Here is a 19,832-nt window from a genome sequence, read left to right as displayed (position 1 = left end):
TGATCCTGTTGACAGGACGACGGAAAACGGACTTCCTTGTCGTCTGGCAGCGTGACAGCCGCGATCTGGGCTGGCAGCGGGCGAACAGGGTCAAACAAATTCATGGATCGTAACCGAGTCATCATCTTCGACACCACGTTGCGTGATGGCGAGCAATCGCCCGGCGCGTCGATGAACCAGGATGAAAAACTGCGCATCGCTCTGGCCCTGGAAGACATGGGCGTCGATGTGATCGAAGCCGGTTTTCCCATCGCCTCGAACGGCGATTTCGTCGCGGTCGAGGCGATCGCCCGAGTCGTGAAAAAGTCGGTGGTGTGCGGTCTGGCCCGCGCCACCCGGGGCGATATCGAACGCTGTGCCGAGGCGATCCGTCCGGCGGAGCGCGGCCGCATCCACACCTTCATTTCCACCAGTCCGCTGCATATGAAGTACAAGCTTCAGATGGAGCCCGAGACGGTGTTGGCCCGGGTGTCCGAATCGGTGGCGCTGGCCCGCTCGCTGACCGACGACGTCGAATGGTCGGCCGAGGACGGATCGCGCACCGAGCCCGATTTCCTCTGCCGCTGTGTCGAGGCCGCGATCAAGGCCGGGGCGCGGACGATCAACATTCCCGACACTGTCGGCTATTCCGTTCCCGACGAATATGCCGCCCTGATCGCGCTGCTGATCAATCGGGTGCCCAATATCGATCAGGCGATTTTGTCGGTGCACTGTCACAACGACCTGGGGCTGGCGGTGGCCAACTCGCTGGCGGCGGTCGCCGCCGGGGCGCGCCAGATCGAATGCACCATCAACGGCCTGGGCGAACGCGCCGGCAATGCCGCGATGGAAGAGGTGGTGATGGCACTGCGCACCCGCGCCGACCGTCTGCCCTATCACACCGGCATCCGCACCGAGGCGATTACCCGCATTTCCCGGCTGGTCTCGACCATCACCGGCTTTGCCGTCCAGCCGAACAAGGCGATTGTCGGCAAGAACGCCTTTGCCCACGAATCCGGCATCCATCAGGACGGGGTGCTGAAGAACGCCCAGACTTACGAGATCATGACCCCGGATTCGGTCGGTCTGGTCCGGTCCAGTCTGGTGATGGGCAAGCATTCCGGCCGCGCCGCCTTCCGCGCCAAGCTGCGCGACCTGGGCTACGACTTGGCTGACAGCGCGATCGAAGATGCCTTTACCCGCTTCAAAGATTTGGCCGACCGCAAGAAGGACGTGTTTGACGAGGATATCGTCGCTCTGGTCGATGATGCGGTGGTGCGCGGTAACGACACGATTAAGTTCGTGTCGCTGGAAGTGCTGTGCGGCACCCGCCATCGTCCCCCTTCGGCCGAGTTGGAACTGAGCATTGATGGCGAGGTCCGTCAGGTCCGCGCCACCGGCGACGGTCCGGTCGATGCCACCTTCAACGCCATCAAGGCCCTGGTGCCGCACGACGCGCGCTTGCAGCTCTATCAAGTCAGCGCCGTGACCCAGGGAACCGACGCCCAGGCCGAGGTGACGGTGCGGCTTGAAGAGGACGGTAAGACGGTCAATGGCCAAGGTGCCGAAACGGATACTCTGGTTGCCTCGGCCCGCGCTTATGTCAATGCCTTGAACAAACTTGTGGTCAAGCGGCAAAAAACCGCCCCCGACGCGCTCACGGCATGATATAGCAGCGGCCATCAGGGACATATGAAACACCTGCGACACCGGGGGCACGGGCCTTTCGGGGGCGCGACATGAACGACATCGGATGCTCGAGCGAGGGATTATGTTTCCGAACCTGACGGGGTGGTTTTCGGCCGACATGGCCATTGATTTGGGGACCGCCAACACCCTGGTCTATGTCAAGGGACGCGGCATCGTGCTCAACGAGCCGTCCGTGGTGGCTATTGCCGATGAAAAGGGCAAGAAAAAAGTGCTCGCCGTCGGTGACGAGGCCAAGATGATGCTGGGGCGTACCCCCGGTTACATCCAGGCGATTCGTCCGCTGCGCGACGGCGTCATTGCCGATTTCGAGGTCGCGGAAGAAATGATCAAGCATTTCATCCGCAAGGTTCACAACCGTCGCTCCTTCGCCAGCCCGCTGGTGATCGTCTGCGTTCCCTCCGGCTCGACCGCGGTCGAACGCCGCGCCATTCAGGAATCGGCCGAAAGCGCCGGGGCCCGTCGCGTGTTCCTGATCGAGGAACCGATGGCCGCCGCGATTGGTGCCGGTCTGCCCGTCACCGAACCGACCGGCTCGATGGTGGTCGATATCGGCGGTGGCACCACCGAGGTCGCGGTGCTGTCGCTGGGCGGTATCGTCTATTCCCGTTCGGTCCGCGTCGGTGGCGACAAGATGGACGAGGCGATTATCGCTTACATCCGTCGCAATCATAATCTGCTGGTCGGCGAAGGCTCGGCCGAGCGGATCAAGAAGGAAATCGGCTCCGCCTGCCCGCCCGAGGATGGCGAAGGCCGCACGATGGAGATCAAGGGCCGCGATCTGATGAACGGCGTTCCCAAGGAACTGATCATCAGCGAGCGCCAAATCGCCGAAAGCCTGGCCGAGCCGGTCGGTGCGATCATCGAGGCGGTCAAGGTCGCCCTGGAGCACACCGCGCCCGAACTGGCTGCCGACATCGTCGATAAGGGCATCGTGTTGACCGGCGGCGGTGCGCTGCTGGCCAATCTCGATTACGTCCTGCGTCACGCGACCGGCCTGCCGGTTTCGATCGCCGACGATCCGTTGTCCTGCGTTGCGCTGGGCACCGGCCGCGCCCTGGAAGAAATGCCGAAGTTGAAGAACGTGCTGACCAGCATGTACTAGGTTTATTGGTGTAGGGTCTGCTGCCGTCGTTCAGGTTGACGACGGCAGGGCTCTCGTCACGGAGGATCGAGGTGAAGCAGTCGAGTGCGGCAGGTCGTCTCGCGACGTTGAGGCTACTTGCGCATCGCTTCGCCTTTTTGATGCTGGCGGTGTCGGCTTTTGCCCTGATGATGCTGGGCAAGGCCGATATCGTTCTGGTCGAACAAACCCGCGTTCTGGTCGTCGATGCCCTGGCCCCGATGCTGGAGGCGATGGCCCGTCCCGCCGCCACCGTGGCCCGGGTGACCTCGGGCATTCACGAACTGGCCAATCTGCGGGCCGAGAACGCCCGCCTGCGCGAAGAGAACGCCCGCCTGATGCGCTGGCAGACGGTGGCGCGGCGGCTGGAGACCGAGACGATGGTGCTCCACCAGCAACTCAACGTCGTTCCCGATCCCGATCCCGCTTTTGTCACCGCCCGTGTTATTGGCGATCTCGGCTCGGCCTTTGGCCATTCGATGCTGCTGGCCGCAGGCTCGCGCGATGGCGTGCGCAAGGGGCAGGCGGTGATGTCGGGCGAGGCTCTGGTCGGCCATATCGCCGAGGTGGGCGTCCGGTCGTCGCGGCTGCTGCTGATCACCGACATCAATGCCCGCATTCCGGTGGTGATCGAATCGACCCGGACCCGCGCCATCCTGACCGGCGACAATTCGGCGCGGCCCCGGTTGAACTATATCGTCGGCAATCCGGCGATCAGCGTCGGCGACCGGGTGGTGACCTCGTCGTCGGGAGCGGCATTCCCGCCCGGACTGCCGGTCGGCGTCGTCGTCTCGGTGGGCGAGGGCGGCTATCGGGTCGAACCGTTCGCCCGTCGCCACCAGCTTGAATTCGTCAGTATCGTCGATTACGGCCTGGGCGGCATTCTACCGTTCGAGCGCGCTCCCCCCGATCGCCGTCGGCGGGGGAGGGAGGAGTGAAATCCTCGGTCTGGGTCCGGATGGACACCTGGGTGCGTCATCTGATCCCGGCGACCGCCACCATCTTCTTGCTGCTGATTACCGTGGTGCCGACCCGGCTGACCGCCTTTGCCGACATCGCTCCGATGTTGCCGCTGATGGGGGTCTATTACTGGGCGATCTACCGTCCCGATCTGCTGCCCGCCTGGCTGGCCTTCGCGATCGGCCTTCTGGGCGATATCGTCGGGGGAACGCCCTTGGGCGCCAACGCTCTGGTGCTGCTGCTGGTCCAGGGCACGGCGGCGGCGCAACGCCGCTTCTTTCTCGGCAAATCCTTTGCGGTGACATGGTGGGCGTTCGGCCTGCTTGCCGCCGGAGCGATCGCGCTCGACTGGCTGCTGGTGACCCTGATCGTCGGCCGGGTCGTCGATCCGGCGCCGGTCCTGTTCGAATATCTGATGACGCTGTGCTGTTTCCCGCTGCTCACCTGGGTGTTGGCACGGACCCAGATGGCCTTCCTGCTGGACGTTTAGACGCCCGATGTATCACGATAATGACCGTGCCAAGCTGTTCTCGCGCCGGGCGATGATGTTGGCCGGCGGCAAGGCGACCCTGGTCGTCGGGCTGGCGGCGCGGATGTATTACCTCCAGGTGATGGAGGCTGATAAATATGCGATGCAGGCCGAGGATAACCGCATCACCACCCGCCTGCTGGCTCCGCCGCGTGGGTTGATCCTCGACCGCAACGGCGTCGCGATGGCGATCAATCAGCAGAATTACCGGGTGATGGTGGTGGCCGAGCAGACGCCGTCGCTCGATTACACCCTCGATGCGCTGGCCAAGATCATCCCGATCGGCGAAAGCGAGCGCGCCCGCATCCACAAGGAAGCCCGCCGCCGCCGCCGCTTCGTTCCGGTCAGTGTCCGTGAAAATCTGACCTGGGAAGAGGTGGCGCGGGTCGAGGTCAATGCCCCCGATCTGCCCGGCATCATCATCGATGTCGGCCAGAGCCGCTATTACCCGATGGAGAGCCTGGGGGCGCACATCCTGGGCTATGTCGCGGCGGTGTCGGAAAACGACCTGACCGACGATCCGTTGGAGGAATTGCCCGGCTTTCGCATCGGCAAGGGCGGTGTCGAGAAGGTCTACGACATGGCGCTGCGCGGCCGGGCCGGGACCTCCTCTCTGGAGGTCAATTCGGTCGGGCGCATTCACCGCGAGCTGGAACGCAAGGAAGGCGAGCCGGGGATCGACCTCAATTTGACCCTCGATATCCGCTTGCAGCAATATGCCGCCCAGCGCCTGGGCGACGAGAGCGCGGCGGTGGTGGTGATGGATATCCTCACCGGCGATGTCATCGTGATGGCCTCGACCCCCTCGTTTGATCCCAATTCGTTCAATCGCGGCCTGTCGAATGACGAGTGGAAGGATCTGACCACCAATCCGCGCTCGCCGCTGACCAACAAAGTGATCGCCGGACAATTCGCGCCGGGCTCGACCTTCAAACTGCTGACCGCCCTGGCGGCGCTGGAATCCCGCGATATCACCCCCGATATGCGGGTGCTGTGCACCGGCCACATGCAGTTGGGCAGCATCAAGTTCCATTGCTGGAAAAAAGAAGGCCACGGCTCGCAGGATTTGATCAGCGGGCTGAAAAATTCCTGCGACGTCTATTTCTATGAAGTCGCCCGCCGGGTCGGGTTCGAAAAGATCGCCGAAATGGCCCGCCGCTTCGGGCTGGGGACCCAGACCGGAATCGATCTGCCGTCCGAGCGGCCCGGCCTGATCCCTGATCGTGCCTGGAAGCGCAAGGCGCTGAAGCAGCCGTGGCATCCCGGCGAGACGTTGATTAACGCGATCGGTCAGGGCTATGTCACCGCCACCCCGATTCAGCTGGCGGTAATGACCGCCCGCATCGCCAATGGCGGCTATGCCGTGGTGCCCCACGTCGCCCGCGATCAGATCATCGAGAAAAGCGTCCATCCCCGGCCGCAGCCCGAATGGCCCAGCCTGGAAGTGTCGCGCCAGTCGCTGGCGCTGGTCCGAAAGGGGATGTTCGCGGTGTCGAACGAACCGGGCGGCACCGCCTACAAGGCCCGCATCACCCAGGAAGGAATGTGGCTGTCGGGCAAGACCGGCAGCGCCCAGGTCCGCCGCATCACGATGCGCGAGCGCGAGAGCGGGGTGAAGAAGAACGAACAATTGCCGTGGAAGGAACGCGACCACGCTTTGTTCGTCGCCTATGCGCCCGAGGAGAATCCGCGCTATTCGATCGCGGTGGTGGTCGAGCATGGCGGCGGCGGGTCGGCGGTCGCCGCGCCCATTGCCCGCGACATCATGTTGGAAGTGCAGAAGCGGGATCTGGCCCGTGTCTCCACCGAAGCGAACGGCACGCCCGAGCCGCCGCCCGATTTCCGGAGGTTCTGATGCTCAACCTGCCCCGGATGCCGCTACGGCTGAACCGCACCGAAATGTCGCTGCGGGAAAAGCTGCTTCAGCTTAATTGGTCGCTGATCGCTCTGCTGGCCGCGATCGCCTGCATCGGCTTTGCCACGCTGTATTCCGCCGCCGGTGGCTCGCTGGAACCGTGGGCGTTGAAGCAGATCGTCCGCTTCGTCGTCGGTCTGTCGATCATGATCGCGGTGGCGATGGTCGATCTGCGCTTCTGGGTCCGCAACGCTTACATCTTTTATGTTGTTGCCGCCGTGCTGCTGCTGCTGGTCGAGATCAAAGGCACCGTCGGCATGGGGGCACAACGCTGGATCGATTTGGGCTTTATCCAGCTCCAGCCCTCGGAAATCATGAAGATCACCCTGATCCTGGCGCTGGCCCGCTATTTCCACGGCGCCACGCTTCAGGAGATCGGCCGCCCGCTGTTTCTCATTCCGCCGCTGATCATGGTGCTGTTGCCCGCCGCGATGGTGATGAAGCAGCCCGATCTCGGGACTGCGATGATGCTGGTGATGTCGGCCGGGGCGGTGTTCTTCATGGCCGGGGTGCGGATGTGGAAGTTCGCCCTGGTGGCGATCTCGGGCCTGTCGGCGATTCCACTCGCCTGGGAATTCCTGCGCGAATACCAGAAAAAGCGGGTGCTGATCTTCCTCAATCCCGAGGACGATCCGCTGGGGGCGGGCTACCACATCACCCAATCGAAGATCGCGCTCGGTTCGGGCGGGCTGTTCGGCAAGGGCTATATGGGCGGCACCCAAAGCCGTCTGAACTTCCTGCCCGAAAAACAGACCGACTTCATCTTCACCATGTTCGCCGAGGAATGGGGGATGATGGGTGGGCTGGTCCTGCTGGCGCTGTATGTGATGCTGGTCGCCTTCGGTTATGCCATCGCGCTGCGCTGCCGCTCGCAGTTCGGGCGGCTGATGGCGCTGGGGATCACCACCACCTTCTTCCTTTATTTCTTCATCAATATCGCGATGGTGATGGGGCTGGTCCCGGTGGTGGGCGTACCGTTGCCGCTGATCAGTTACGGCGGCACTGCGATGCTGTCGTTGCTGTTCGGCTGGGGGCTGGTGATGAGCGCTTACATCCATCGCGACATGCCGATCTCTCGCCGAGGTATGCACGACGATTAGGGCGTTCCTTTCGCTTGGAACCGCTCGTATTCGGTCCGATACTAGCCACGCTTGGCTGGATCGGGGGCGTTCATGTCGGGGTTGATGGCCGAAATCCGCGAGACATCAGTCGAACCGGATAGCCTTGCTCTGTGGTTCCTCGGCCAGAACGGCTGGATCGTCAAATCGCCGGGCGGAACCGTGCTGGCGGTCGATCCCTATCTGTCGGATTCGTGCAATCCGTCCTGGCGTGGTCTGAACCTTACCCGTCAGGTTCCCGTGCCGATCACGCCGGTCGAACTGGCCGCCGATCTGCTGGTCTGTACCCACTCCCACCACGATCACGCCGATCCCGAGACCCTGGCCCCCTGCGCCGCCTCGGGGCGGGTGCGCGGCTTTGCCGGACCGGGCGATACCCAGACGGTGTTCGCCCAGGCCGGGATCGATGAGGAGCGGTGCAAGATCCTGTGGCCCAACCGGGTGATCGAACGGGGCGATCTGCGCCTGACCGCTACCTTTGCCTTACCCACCGATGCGGGCGACCTGACCCATATCGGCCTGCTGATCCAGGCGGGCAGCGGGCCGAAATTGTGGATCACCGGCGATACCGGCTGGTGCGATCTGCTGGCCGAGGCCGGGCTGAAGCATCTTCCCGACGCGGTGTGTGTTCCAATCAATGGCGGCTATGGCAATCTGTCGCACTGGCAGGCGGCCGAGTTGATCCGTCGCGTCGGTCCGGCGGTGGCGATCCCCTGTCACTGGGACATGTTCGCCGACAATAGCTGCGCGCCGCATATGTTCGAGGCCTCGCTGACCGTCAAGGGCCAGCGCCACCTCTACCGTATGCCGGTCCACGGGCAGAAAATCGTGATCGATTCCTGGCGGCGATAGGGTTTAGCGCGGATAGACGTGAATCTGGACCCGGCGGTTGATCGCCTGATTTTCCGGATAGGGCCGCCCGGTGTCGCTGCGGTTGGGAACACGCGGCGCGGTATCGGCATAAGCGGCGATCTTCATTCGCGCCTGATCGACCCCCAGTTCGTTCAACAGCTTTAGCGTTGCCAGGGCGCGCGCCACCGACAGGTCCCAATTGCTGGGGAATTGCGGGGTGCGGACCGGAGTGTCATCGGTGTGGCCCTGGATTTCGATCTGATAGCCGGTAAAGCGCGGCTGGCCCAGGGTGGTCGCGATCTCTTTCATCACCGGACGGATTTCGGGGCGGATGTCGGCCGATCCGGGCTGGAACATCGTTCCGCTGGCGAGGTTGAGCACAACGCCGCGATCATCGCGCCCGATATCAACCGATTCATCGACACCGGCCCCGGCGATCGCGCCCAGCAGCTCGCTGCGCAAATCCTGGAGCGGCTTGGTGACCTCGCGGTTGCCGATGTCGCGGGCCATTCCCGACTGCACTTCTTCGTATTTGTTGGCGTCGATCTTCGACATCGAGACCAGGATGATGAAGAAGGCCATCACCAGGGTGATCATGTCGGCGTAGGAGAGCAGCCAGTCCTCCAGCGGCTCTTCGTTCTTCTTTTCGAACCGGCTCATCACCCTGGCCCTCCCGCTCTATCGCCTGATCTTGTCGATGTCGAAATGGATCGCGGGATCGAGATAGGAATTCATCGCGTCCTGGATGAAGCGGGGGCTGCGGCGTTCGGCCAGCAGGGCTAGTCCTTCCGCTACCAGCATATTGCGGAAGCGGATGATCGATTCACGCTGATGCGCTTTGTTCGCCGCCGGGGTCAGCACCATTCGGGCGAACAGCACGCCGTAAAGGGTGCCAAGCAGGCCGACCGCCATCCCCGGTCCCAGTTTCGACGGATCGGTGCCCATGTTGTCGAGCATCACCACCAGACCGACCAGAGTCGCCATCATCCCGAAGGCCGGGGCGTTGCTGGCCATGTATTTCAGGATGTCGGTGGGGACGATCTGACGCTGGAACGTCGTTTCGATCTGGTTTTCCAGCAATTGCCGCACTTCGGCCCCGGTATAGCCGGTAATCACCAGATTGACGCCGAACGCGAGGAAGGAATCCTGGTTCTTGATGCTGCGGGTGTCGGATTCCAGCGCGGTGATCCCGCCCTTTTGCACCAGATAGCCCCAGCGGATCACCCGGGCCACCTCGTTGGTCAGCATTTCGCGGGCGACCTTGGGTGAAAAGAAGATCGCCCGCAGCAGCCCCAGCGCCTGCTTGACGTAGCGGGCTTCGAACGCGACCAGTGTCGCGGCCAGGGTACCGCCGATCACCATCATGAACCCGGTCAGGTGCAGGAAAATCCGCACATTCGAGGTCGACAGGGCGATGGCGCCAAGGAAAAGCAGCAGGCTGAGAATGAACCCGATGACGGTTGGCAACGACATGTCGGTGTGATCCCCACATCCTGGCCCGCGCGGCACGTCCGGGGCGCGACCTTATCTTGCGGCAAGACGCGGATTCGAGCAACCGGCGGGTATTGGCGGCTCCGTCGTGCTCCCCGAATCGACCGCCGTCCCGCCGCTCTAACGTTGACAGCGGCGGCGGGGTGTGGCGAAAGTCCCTTTTTTCGCATCTCTGCGAGGGTAATCCTCATGTCTACCCCCATTCGCGTTGCCGTTGTCGGTCTTGGCTATGTCGGTCTGCCCCTGGCGGTGACCCTGGCCCGCCATTTCCCGACCATCGGTCTCGACATCTCCACGTCGCGTATTGCCGAGCTTCAGCGCGGCTATGACCGCACCGACGAGGTCGAGCCGTCGCGGTTGCGCGCCAGCACGCTGAAGCTGACCGCCGATCCTGCCGCGATTGCCGGGTTCGATGTGTTCATCGTCACCGTGCCGACTCCGGTCGATGCCAATAACGAACCCGATTTGCGTCCGGTGATGAGCGCCTGCGGCACCGTCGGCCAGGCGATCGGCAAGGGCGCGGTGGTGGTGTTCGAAAGCACGGTCTATCCCGGCGTCACCGAAGATATCTGCGGCCCCGAACTGGAGCGGATTTCGGGCCTCAAATGCGGGGTCGATTTCTTCCTTGGCTACAGCCCCGAGCGGATCAATCCGGGCGACCGCGAACATACCGTCGATCGCATCACCAAGGTCGTTGCCGGGCAGACCCCCGAGGTCACCGCGCTGCTGTCGCGTGTCTATGGCCGCGTCACCAGCGGCGGGGTGTTCGAAGCGGCCTCGATCCGGGTTGCCGAGGCGGCCAAGGTGATCGAAAACGCTCAGCGTGACATCAACATCGCCTTCATCAACGAAGTGACGATGATCTTCCAGGCGCTGGGGGGGATTTCGATCCACGACGTGCTCGACGCCTCGGCGACGAAGTGGAACTTCCTCAATTTCAAGCCGGGTCTGGTTGGCGGCCACTGCATCGGGGTCGATCCGTTCTACCTCGCCCGCTGTGCCCAGGATCACGGCCACCATCCCGAGATCGTTCTGGCTGGTCGTCGGATCAACGACAGCATGGGTCGCTGGATCGCCGAGCGGGTATCCGCCGGTCTTGCTCCCGGGGCGCGAGTGCTGGTGCTGGGTCTGACCTTCAAGGAGAACGTCCCCGATCTGCGCAATTCAAAGGTGGTCGATGTGATCCGCAGCTTGCGCGACCTCGGCCATCAGGTCGATGTCCACGACCCCTATGCCGATCCGGACGAGGCCAAGCACGAATATGGCGAGACGCTGATGCCCAGCCTGGACGGCGCGGGTAATTATCAGTGTGTGGTCGGAGCGGTGGCGCATGCCCCCTATGCCGCCTTCACCGGCGAAGCCTTCACCGCGCTGCTGTCCCCCGGCGGTCTTGTCGCGGATATCAAGGGGATGTGGCGCGATCTCGACCTGCCCGCCGGGCTGAGGTCGTGGCGGCTGTAACCGCGTTCTCGGGGGGAATCTGCGGTTCCCCCCTCACATCCCCCTCGCGCGCTTCGCGCACTTGGTCTATCGTGCCGCCCCATGACGACGAATAACCCTCACAACCACCCCACCGGCACCACCCATTTCGGCTTCCGCACCGTGGCCGAAGAGGACAAGGTTGCCCTGGTCCGCGACGTGTTCGACTCGGTCGCGGGCAAGTACGATCTGATGAACGACCTGATGAGCGTCGGCATCCATCGTCTGTGGAAGTCCACCTTCCTCGACATGCTGCGTCCGCGCCCCGATCAGGTCCTGCTCGATGTCGGCGGCGGCACCGGCGATATCGCCTTCGGCTGGAAGAAGCGCGGCGGCGGTAAGGTGACGGTGTGCGACATCAATCGCGAGATGCTGGCGGTCGGTCGCGACCGTGCGGTTGACCGCAATCTGTCGTCGGGTGTGACCTGGGTGTGCGGCAACGCCGAATCCCTGCCGATTCCCGACCGCAGCGTCGATCGCTATACCATCGCCTTCTGTCTGCGCAATGTGACCCATTGGGAAAACGCGATTGCCGAGGCCTATCGGGTGTTGAAGCCCGGCGGGCGCTTCATGTGCCTGGAATTCAGCCATGTGATCGTGCCGGGGTTGAAGCAGGCCTATGACGCCTATTCGTTCAACGTGCTGCCGCGCGTTGGCGAACTGGTGACCGGAAACCGCGACGCCTACCAGTATCTGGTCGAAAGCATCCGCAAGTTCCCGCCCCAGGGCGAGCTGGCCGCGATGATCGGCGACGCCGGGTTCGAACGGGTGACGGTGCGGAATCTGTCGGCCGGTATCGCAGCCATTCATTCCGGCTGGCGCGTGTGATCAGAGCAGGGCGCAACCTCCATCGTCTGGTTTCGATTGCTCGGGTTCTGGCGCGTCACGATGCGCTGTTCCTGATCGAAGAAGCCTTTCCGCTGGCCCGGCTGTTGTCCTGGCCGCTCAAGGTACGGCTTATTCCGCGCTCCCGCCGCCGCCGCAAGGCCGAGGCGGGGCTGCGGCCGGGCCAGAGACTGACGGCGGCACTGACCGAACTGGGACCGTCCTTCATTAAATTGGGGCAGGCGCTGTCGACCCGCGCCGATCTGCTGGGCGAGCAGATGGCCGCCGATCTGTCGGGGTTGCAGGATCAGCTTCCGCCGTTTCCCGCCGCCGAGGCGCGGCGGATCATCGAAGAGGAACTGGGCGCGCCGATCAGCAGCCTTTATTCCAGCTTCGACGATGTTCCGGTTGCGGCGGCGTCGATTGCTCAGGTCCATTTCGCCGTCACCCTCGACGGCCGCGAAGTCGCGGTCAAGGTGCTGCGCCCCGGCGTCGACGCCAAGTTCCGCCGCGATATCGAACTGTTGACCTGGCTGGCCGAAGGGGCCGAGCGGACCGTGCCGCGTCTGCGCCGGTTGAAGCCGCTTGAGACGGTCAAGACCTTCGAGGATTCGATCGCGCTGGAGATGGACCTCCGCTTCGAAGCGGCGGCGGCGGCCGAACTGGCCGAGAATTTCCAAGACGATGACAGCTTCCGCGTGCCGCAGGTCGATTGGCTGCGCACCGCCCGGCGGGTGATGACGCTGGAGCGGGTTCACGGCATTCCGGTCGACGAGCGCGACCTGCTGCTGCGGGCCGGGCACGATCCGATCGAGATTCTGGGCAAAGCGGCGCGGGCCTTCTTCCATCAGGTGTTCCGCGACGGCTTCTTCCACGCCGATATGCACCCGGGCAATCTGTTCGTCGATGCCGACGGCAATCTGGTCGCGGTCGATTTCGGTATCATGGGCCGGGTCGATAAGCCGACCCGTCGCTTCCTGGGCGAGATGCTGCTGGGCTTCCTCTCCGGCGATTATCGCAAGGTGGCCGAAGTCCATTTCGCCGCCGGTTACGTTCCCGCCGATCAGTCGATCGACGCATTCACCCAGGCCTGTCGCTCGATCGCCGAGCCGATCCTGGGCCGTCCGATGCAAGAAATCTCGATTGCCCGGCTGCTGGGACAATTGTTCCAGATCACCGAGACCTTCGAGATGGAGACTCAGCCCCAGCTTCTGCTGTTGCAGAAAAGCATGCTGGTGGCCGAAGGGGTGGGCCGCAACCTCGATTCCAACGTCAATATGTGGCTGTTGGCCCAGCCGCTGATCGAGGATTGGATGCGCGCGCATCTGGGGCCGGAAGCCCGCGTCCGCGAGGCGGTCGGTACCGTGCTGACCTCGATCGAGCGCCTGCCGCGTCTGTTGCAGGAGGCCGAGCGCACCCAGGCGATGATGTCGGGCCAGGGGCTGCGGCTTCATCCTGACACGGTGCGGGCGATCTTCGGCGATCAGCGCAGGCGTCGTCCGCTGGTCTCGCTGTTGCCGTGGGCGATTGCCGCCGCTCTGGCGGTGGCGCTGGTGATGAAGCCCTAAGAATACGTCACTCTCGGGCGGTCCTGGCGGTGCTGTTTGGCACCGCGAGGCCGGTCGAGTGTCGGCCTTTTCGCATTTGACATATGCGTTTTACGCATTGATCCTGGTCTGAAACCAAAGCGGTCCCGCTGAAACGGGGTGACGCGCAGGGAGGCCAGGATCGTGATCATTTCCTCGTCACTGGATTACCGGGAAGCGGCGCGGCGGCGGTTGCCGCCGTTCCTGTTCCATTACATCGACGGCGGTGCCTATGCCGAGGTCACCCTGCGTCGCAATGTCGAAGACCTCGCGCACCTGGCGCTCCGGCAGCGGGTGTTAAAGGCGATCGGCGAGGTGGACATCTCGACCCGGTTGTTCGACCAGGATCTGGCGATGCCGGTCAGCCTTGCTCCGGTCGGTTTGACCGGGATGTATGCGCGCCGGGGCGAGGTCCAGGCGGCTCGGGCCGCGACCCGCAAAGGCATTCCCTTTACCCTGTCCACCGTGTCGGTCTGCCCGATCGAAGAGGTTCAGGCCCAGGTCGATCGCCCGATCTGGTTCCAGTTGTATGTCTTGAAGGACCGGGGCTTCATGCGCAACGTGCTGGAGCGGGCCTGGGCGGTCGGCATCCGCACGTTGGTGTTCACGGTGGATATGCCGGTGCCGGGGGCGCGCTATCGCGATGCTCATTCCGGGATGTCCGGTCCTCACGCGGGGCTGAGGCGGATGATCCAGTCCGTGCTGCATCCGGCCTGGGCTTTCGATGTCGGCCTTAACGGGCGACCGCACGATCTGGGCAACATTTCGGCCTTTCGTGGACAGCCGACCAAACTCAACGATTATGTCGGCTGGCTTGGGTCGAACTTCGATCCGTCGATCGGCTGGGCCGACCTGCAATGGATTCGTGATTTCTGGCAGGGTCCGATGGTGATCAAGGGCATCCTTGATCCCGATGACGCCCGTGACGCGGTGCGGTTCGGTGCCAACGGCATCGTGGTTTCGAACCATGGCGGACGCCAGCTTGACGGGGTGTTGTCGTCCGCTCGCGCCTTGCCGGCGATTGCCGATGCGGTCAAAGGCAAGTTGACTATTCTGGCGGATTCCGGGATTCGCTCCGGCCTCGACGTGGTGCGGATGCTCGCCCTTGGGGCCGACGGGGTGATGCTGGGCCGGGCCTATGCCTATGCTCTTGCCGCCGAGGGGCAGCGCGGGGTCGAGACCCTGCTCGATCTGATCGCCAAGGAAATGCGGGTGGCGATGACTCTCACCGGGGCCAGGACAATCGCCGACATCTCCGGCGACAGCCTGGTCCAGGCGGGCATTTAAGGCGGGGCTTCGAGTCAGAACACGTCCTTGCGCCGCCGCAGCTCGGCCAGCACCCGCACCGGGTCGGTGCCGGGCTCCATCCCCACCGCACGGGCGACGGCGGGTTCATCGGCGCGCAGGAACGGGTTGGCGGCCCGTTCGCTGGCGATGGTGCTGGGCAGGGTCGGCTTGCCCTTGGCCCGCTGGGCCTCGATTTCTTCGAGACGGATCAGCAAGGCGCGGTTGTCGCGCTCGACCAGACGGGCGAAGCGTCCGTTGGCGGCGGTATATTCGTGGCCGCAATAGACCAGCGTCTCGGGAGGCAGGTCACGCAGCTTGCACAGCGAGGCCCACATCTCGGCGGCGGTCCCTTCGAACAACCGTCCGCAGCCGAGCGAGAACAGCACGTCGCCACAAAACAAAGCGTGGCTGTCGGGGAACCAGTAGGCGAGGTGGTCGGTGGTGTGCCCCGGCACCGTCAGCACCATCGCCGCCGCCGACCCTAGCATGAAAGTGTCGCGTCCGCCGACCTCGACATCGAGCGGCGGCAGCCGCGAGGCGTCGCGCCCTGATCCGACCACGGCACAGCCGGTCTGGCGGACCAGATCGGCGGTGCCGCCGGTATGGTCGCCGTGATGGTGGGTCAGCAGGATGTGGCTGAGGCTCCAGCCACGGGCGGCCAGCCGCTCCAGCACCGGGGCGGCGGCTCCGGGATCGATGGCGGCGGTGGCACCGCTAATCGGTTCGTGGAGCAGATAGACATAATTGTCGGTCAGGACGGGGACGATCTCGACGACGAGCTTGGCCATGATGCCCTCGTGCGGAAGAACATGGGGCCGTTGTAGCACCGCTGCGACGAAACGCCTATCGTGATGGGGCGTGGTTCGGAAACGGAGGATGTCGGGAATGACCGATGGGCTGACCTGTACGCCGATGTGGAGCGATGTCGTCGATCTGCGCGATTTCTACGCGACCGGGTTGGGGCAGACGACACGGCGGCTGATCGGGCGGCAAATCCGGGTGTTCTGGCCCGATGTCGCTGGGCTGCGCCTGCTCGGGCTGGGCTTTGCCACCCCCTATCTGCGGGTGTTCCTGGGCGAGGCCGAGCGGGTGATCGCGCTGATGCCCGCCAGCCAAGGCGTGTTGCCCTGGCCGTCGGACGGGCCGGGCCTGACCGCTCTGGCCGACGAAACCGATCTGCCGCTGCCTGACCGCTCGATCGACCGCATCTTGATGGTCCATACCCTGGAAGGGGCCGAGCAGGTGCGGGTGGTGATGCGCGAGGCGTGGCGGGTGCTGGCCGATGGTGGGCGGCTGGTCGTTGTCGTTCCCAACCGGCGCGGCATCTGGTCACGGCTGGAGCGCACGCCGTTCGGCAACGGGCGACCCTTCACGATGGGGCAACTGACCCGGCTGCTGCGCGACAATATGTTTACGCCGCTGCACCGGGCCTCGGCGCTGTTCCTGCCACCATGCACGACGCCGATGTTGCTCAGGACCGCTCCGGCGCTGGAACGGATCGGGCAACGCTGGTGCGAGGCGTTCGGCGGCGTGGTGATGATCGAGGCGGCGAAGCAGATCTATGCCGGGGCCGCCGGGCGCGAAAGCCGGAACGGGCGGCGAGTCTATCTGCCGGTGGCACAGGGAATGCCCCGCACGATCGGCTCGGCCAAACCCCGCGTCTTGACCGAAGGCGAAAAACGTTGAAAAACGGTCTTGAACCCACCCCGCCCCCGTGATAGAAGGTGCGCCTCTCGCGACGGACCGCTTGGGGGATCGTCTAACGGTAGGACAGCGGACTCTGACTCCGCCAGTCTAGGTTCGAATCCTAGTCCCCCAGCCATCGCGCCTTTCACAGAAATCAACGACATCCCAAACGCGGCCATCGGCCGCGTTGTTCATTTGTGGCGTGCGCCGTACATTAGCCGTCCATCCCGCGCGGCCAGCCATATCAAAAGCTTAGGGCTCCCCTAACCTGCACAGCGCCCTACTCGGTGCAGCCGCTATAGACGGCATCCTTCTTATAGATATACTTTTGAGGGAAACCTGTGTGAGGGGTGACAATGTCAAGCTTTCAGCTTTTCCGCTTTCGGCTGCATAAGCCTCGCCAAGTCCCCCTATTCCCAAAAGATTTACCAGCTCAAGACGTTCTTAGGGAGGCGCTGCTCGAGCGACCACTTCTACAGACAAGGAACGCGGAATGGCGAATTGGCAATGTCGAGGTCCTCGATGCCAATGGGCTGTATTTCAAGCTAGGACGACGACAAGAGGCAATCAAAGAGACAGTGCGGGAGGGCGACTTTGAAGATGCCTTTTCAGACGAAACCGTATCCACCCACATCATTCTAGATGTTAATTTGGAGGTTTGCGCAATCTTCCTCAAGCCTGAGCTTTCGCAGTCAGTAGGTGGCCTTGCCAATCGCCTTAAAGCACTGGTGCAAAACAGTAAGGCGGTTTCTGAGCGGCAAATCGATGTAGAAATTGACCCGATAAAAAATCCGGAAAGTTTCATTAAGATGCTTAGGGAGGCCTACCGGATCGAGTCTTTCCGGTTCACCGTCACACGTCCGAACATAATTGACACAGAAAGTTTATTCGTTAAGCCAACTCAGGATTTCATTATGGCGTCGAGCTTCGGTGAAGCTGCCGTAACGCTGAAAGATGCTAAGGGGGAGCAGGGTGGCGATATTGACGTGCTTGAACCAATAGTCAGAAATGCGGCTGCTACTGGGCAAGATGTTTCTGCGCGGGTTAGAACAAAGAAGGGCTCGAAGCCAACTAACAAGCATTTGAACAAGAATTATGTCACTGATGATATTGGTGACGCTGACCCAAAGCAGGACGCTAAAGGTGTGATCTCTACCCTACGCAACCTCTATGACAGGATTCGTCAATCGGATGACAAGCGGAGTTAGGCAACCTTCCTTCTGGAGATGGTTGGCTTTCGGAACAGGTGGTAAACCCGGTTGGACTAACCTAGTCCAGTCGTGGCTTATCGTTGACCTATTGGTTGGCCTGGGGCTGGGCTTTGTCGCCGAAATTGATATTACTGAAGCGTCACGTGCGGTCCTCTTTCCGCTAGTATCCATTTTTGTCGCCGTTTCGGTAGCGTGGGCAGGCAACGCTCACTCGCTAATCCTATCTAGGGAAATAAAATCGATATCCTTGCTACACCCTGGTGGATTTGTTGAATATGTATACCCATTCCAATTGGGAATACTAGTTATTCTCATCACAATTTCTCTCTGGGCAGTTGCCGCTTTGGGTATCGAAACTAAGATGATTAGTTCAGAACTAAGGCATGGCATTGCCAAATATTACGCGGTGATTCTTTTCTTTGTAGTTTCACTTTCGGTCAGGGTTACTTGGCAAACGGTGTGTCTCGTTCTCAATTTACTCATCTACGGGGATTACGTCCGAGCAGTAACCGGGGACGGTGAAAGGGACGCCATTCGCCAACGTGCGAGGCGGAGAAGGCGTAAAACCTGTTCCCCGCAATAGCAATGTGCTGCATCACCCATCCGCGAAGGATCGACCAATCGGCCCTGCACACCCGGTTTGCTCAGCTAGAATCTGCCCCGGAATTTTGCTACTTTCAGTCCCTCAGCGCGGCGCGCCATCCGCCTTAAGCCATTGAAATACAATGGGGCTGTATCGGCCTTGGGAAAATCCTAGTCCCCCGGCCAACTTTCTTCATTATATATCAGTGACTTGCAGAGCGCTGCCCTCGGCCGCGTTGTTCATTTGTGGCGTGCGCCGTACATTGGCAATCCATCCCACCCGGTCCGTGGACCGTAGATGCGAGTTTGCCGGATGTCCGACCCGAACAAAATCCTGGATCGTCTGAGCGATCTTCTCCGCCACGTCCGGCGCACCATCGATCCGCCTGAGACGGAGACGGCAAATGTCCGATACGAGGTTTCGCCATGACATCGAACAAGGGGATCGTTCGTCTCGATCCGTCACGGCTTGCTTTGTTGAATGAGGGCGTCGTCGAGGCCGCGACTCTGACCGAATGCCTGGCCGTGGATTTTGCCGATCTGATGGGCAACGCCTTTCCCGACATCGGCGAGACGGCCGTGGCGGCACTGCGGCAAGCCGCCGGGGAGGGGATCACGCGCCGGATGGCGCTGGCCGCCCGGCTGATCCAGGCATGGCGCGGCATGAGTGCACTCGACGCGATGCGCAACCATCCGTCGGATATTGTGCGCGGCTGGGCCTGCTTCATGATCGGCACGACCGAAGGCTGGACGCTGAGCGACAGGCTCGTTGGCCTCCATCCCTTCGCGGACGATCCCCATTTCGGGGTGCGGGAATGGTCATGGCTGGCCGTCCGGCCCCATGTCGCCGCCGATCTCGACACCGCTATCGCGCAGCTCTCCACTTGGACGACCGCACCGTCCGAACGGCTGCGGCGCTATGCCAGCGAGGCGACACGGCCGCGCGGGGTCTGGTGCGCCCATATCGGGGCGTTGCGGCAGAAGCCCGAGCAAGCCCTATCGATCCTCGAACCACTGCGGGCCGATCCCGCACCCTATGTGCAGGACTCTGTCGGGAATTGGCTGAACGATTCCGGAAAGGATCGGCCGGACTGGGTGCGGTCTCTCTGTGCCCGATGGTCGGCCGAGAGCGTCACCCCCGCCACTGCCCGCATCTGCAAACGCGCTCTGCGGTCGCTTGATCGCCAGGGCTAAGTCTCAGCACTATGATCTGAGCACTCTAATGTCCCGAGGGATGATGACCGATACACAGGAAGACCGACTGATCGCGCTCGAATGCCGTCTTGCTCATCATGAGCGGATGGCCGAGGAGATTTCCGACGTGATGATCAGCCAGGGGCGGATGATCGATGTGATGGCCGCCGAGATCCGGCGGCTGCGTTCTCGCCTGGGCGAGATCGAGGCAGGGGGCTCGCAGCGTCTGCCCCAGGACGAGCCGCCACCGCCGCATTACTAAGCGGGCAAACCGGGGGCGGGCAGGGGCCTTTTCAGAAAAGTTACGG

18 protein-coding genes and 1 tRNA gene are annotated in these 19,832 nt (G+C 62.8%); 16 read left to right on the top strand and 3 right to left on the bottom strand.

Going from position 1 to position 19,832, the window contains the following annotated elements; translation table 11 throughout:
• Positions 1-102: 102 nt before the first annotated feature.
• The 7 genes from K678_RS12200 (at position 103) to K678_RS12170 (ending at position 8,183) form a co-directional block, all read left to right on the top strand.
• Positions 103-1,647, top strand: coding sequence for a 2-isopropylmalate synthase (locus tag K678_RS12200; RefSeq protein ID WP_021132765.1), 1,545 nt, complete (start codon positions 103-105; stop codon positions 1,645-1,647).
• Between the two features lie 103 nt (positions 1,648-1,750).
• A complete protein-coding gene (locus K678_RS12195) occupies positions 1,751-2,791 on the top strand; it encodes a rod shape-determining protein (RefSeq protein ID WP_021132764.1) in 1,041 nt (346 codons plus the stop codon).
• 71 nt (positions 2,792-2,862) lie between these two features.
• A complete protein-coding gene (gene mreC, locus K678_RS12190; RefSeq protein WP_039853011.1) occupies positions 2,863-3,747 on the top strand; it encodes a rod shape-determining protein MreC in 885 nt (294 codons plus the stop codon).
• A complete protein-coding gene (mreD, locus tag K678_RS12185) occupies positions 3,744-4,259 on the top strand; it encodes a rod shape-determining protein MreD (RefSeq protein WP_021132762.1) in 516 nt (171 codons plus the stop codon). The genes mreC and mreD overlap by 4 nt, the downstream gene beginning before the upstream one ends.
• A 7-nt stretch (positions 4,260-4,266) precedes the next feature.
• Positions 4,267-6,153 (top strand): penicillin-binding protein 2, encoded by a 1,887-nt coding sequence (gene mrdA, locus K678_RS12180; protein WP_021132761.1) that lies wholly within the window; start codon positions 4,267-4,269, stop codon positions 6,151-6,153.
• A complete protein-coding gene (gene rodA / locus K678_RS12175) occupies positions 6,153-7,313 on the top strand; it encodes a rod shape-determining protein RodA (protein ID WP_021132760.1) in 1,161 nt (386 codons plus the stop codon). Before mrdA ends, rodA begins: the two co-directional genes overlap by 1 nt.
• A gap of 72 nt (positions 7,314-7,385) precedes the next feature.
• Complete coding sequence (locus tag K678_RS12170; protein ID WP_021132759.1) at positions 7,386-8,183, top strand: MBL fold metallo-hydrolase; 798 nt, start codon at positions 7,386-7,388, stop codon at positions 8,181-8,183.
• Positions 8,184-8,186: 3 nt separating this feature from the next.
• On the opposite strand, the gene K678_RS12165 is transcribed toward K678_RS12170, so the two are convergent.
• Both K678_RS12165 and K678_RS12160 read right to left on the bottom strand, forming a co-directional pair.
• Complete coding sequence (locus K678_RS12165) at positions 8,187-8,843, bottom strand: OmpA/MotB family protein (protein WP_021132758.1); 657 nt, start codon at positions 8,841-8,843, stop codon at positions 8,187-8,189.
• An 18-nt stretch (positions 8,844-8,861) separates the two neighbouring features.
• On the bottom strand, positions 8,862-9,656 hold the full coding sequence (locus K678_RS12160) for a motility protein A (protein WP_021132757.1): 795 nt from the start codon (positions 9,654-9,656) through the stop codon (positions 8,862-8,864).
• 207 nt (positions 9,657-9,863) lie between these two features.
• On the opposite strand from K678_RS12160, the gene K678_RS12155 reads away from it, so the two are divergent.
• The 4 genes from K678_RS12155 (at position 9,864) to lldD (ending at position 14,851) form a co-directional block, all read left to right on the top strand.
• Entirely contained in the window at positions 9,864-11,135 is a 1,272-nt protein-coding gene (locus K678_RS12155) for a nucleotide sugar dehydrogenase (RefSeq protein WP_021132756.1), read from the top strand.
• 81 nt (positions 11,136-11,216) lie between these two features.
• A complete protein-coding gene (gene ubiE / locus K678_RS12150; protein ID WP_021132755.1) occupies positions 11,217-11,981 on the top strand; it encodes a bifunctional demethylmenaquinone methyltransferase/2-methoxy-6-polyprenyl-1,4-benzoquinol methylase UbiE in 765 nt (254 codons plus the stop codon).
• Positions 11,978-13,546, top strand: coding sequence for a 2-polyprenylphenol 6-hydroxylase (gene ubiB, locus K678_RS12145; RefSeq protein ID WP_021132754.1), 1,569 nt, complete (start codon positions 11,978-11,980; stop codon positions 13,544-13,546). The genes ubiE and ubiB overlap by 4 nt, the downstream gene beginning before the upstream one ends.
• 162 nt (positions 13,547-13,708) lie before the next feature.
• On the top strand, positions 13,709-14,851 hold the full coding sequence (gene lldD, locus K678_RS12140; protein ID WP_021132753.1) for an FMN-dependent L-lactate dehydrogenase LldD: 1,143 nt from the start codon (positions 13,709-13,711) through the stop codon (positions 14,849-14,851).
• A gap of 14 nt (positions 14,852-14,865) precedes the next feature.
• Here lldD and gloB read toward each other — a convergent pair whose 3' ends face one another.
• Positions 14,866-15,639: a hydroxyacylglutathione hydrolase gene (gene gloB / locus K678_RS12135; RefSeq protein WP_021132752.1), complete on the bottom strand. Its 774-nt coding sequence runs from the start codon at positions 15,637-15,639 to the stop codon at positions 14,866-14,868.
• A gap of 97 nt (positions 15,640-15,736) precedes the next feature.
• On the opposite strand from gloB, the gene K678_RS12130 reads away from it, so the two are divergent.
• The 5 genes from K678_RS12130 to K678_RS12110 all read left to right on the top strand — a co-directional run bounded on the left by K678_RS12130 (position 15,737) and on the right by K678_RS12110 (position 19,786).
• Entirely contained in the window at positions 15,737-16,537 is an 801-nt protein-coding gene (locus K678_RS12130; RefSeq protein WP_021132751.1) for a methyltransferase domain-containing protein, read from the top strand.
• A 62-nt stretch (positions 16,538-16,599) separates the two neighbouring features.
• Positions 16,600-16,673 (top strand) — tRNA-Gln (locus tag K678_RS12125).
• A gap of 220 nt (positions 16,674-16,893) precedes the next feature.
• Positions 16,894-17,745: a hypothetical protein gene (locus K678_RS12120; RefSeq protein ID WP_021132750.1), complete on the top strand. Its 852-nt coding sequence runs from the start codon at positions 16,894-16,896 to the stop codon at positions 17,743-17,745.
• Positions 17,746-18,756: 1,011 nt separating this feature from the next.
• A complete protein-coding gene (locus K678_RS12115; protein WP_021132749.1) occupies positions 18,757-19,524 on the top strand; it encodes a DNA alkylation repair protein in 768 nt (255 codons plus the stop codon).
• Between the two features lie 40 nt (positions 19,525-19,564).
• Entirely contained in the window at positions 19,565-19,786 is a 222-nt protein-coding gene (locus tag K678_RS12110) for a SlyX family protein (RefSeq protein ID WP_331270952.1), read from the top strand.
• The last annotated feature ends 46 nt before the right edge of the window (positions 19,787-19,832 follow it).

It is taken from the genome of Magnetospirillum fulvum MGU-K5 (genome assembly GCF_000442515.1).
GTDB classification, from domain to species: Bacteria; Pseudomonadota; Alphaproteobacteria; order Rhodospirillales; family Magnetospirillaceae; genus Phaeospirillum; species Phaeospirillum fulvum_B.
This window is presented reverse-complemented; position numbering and strand designations above follow the sequence as displayed.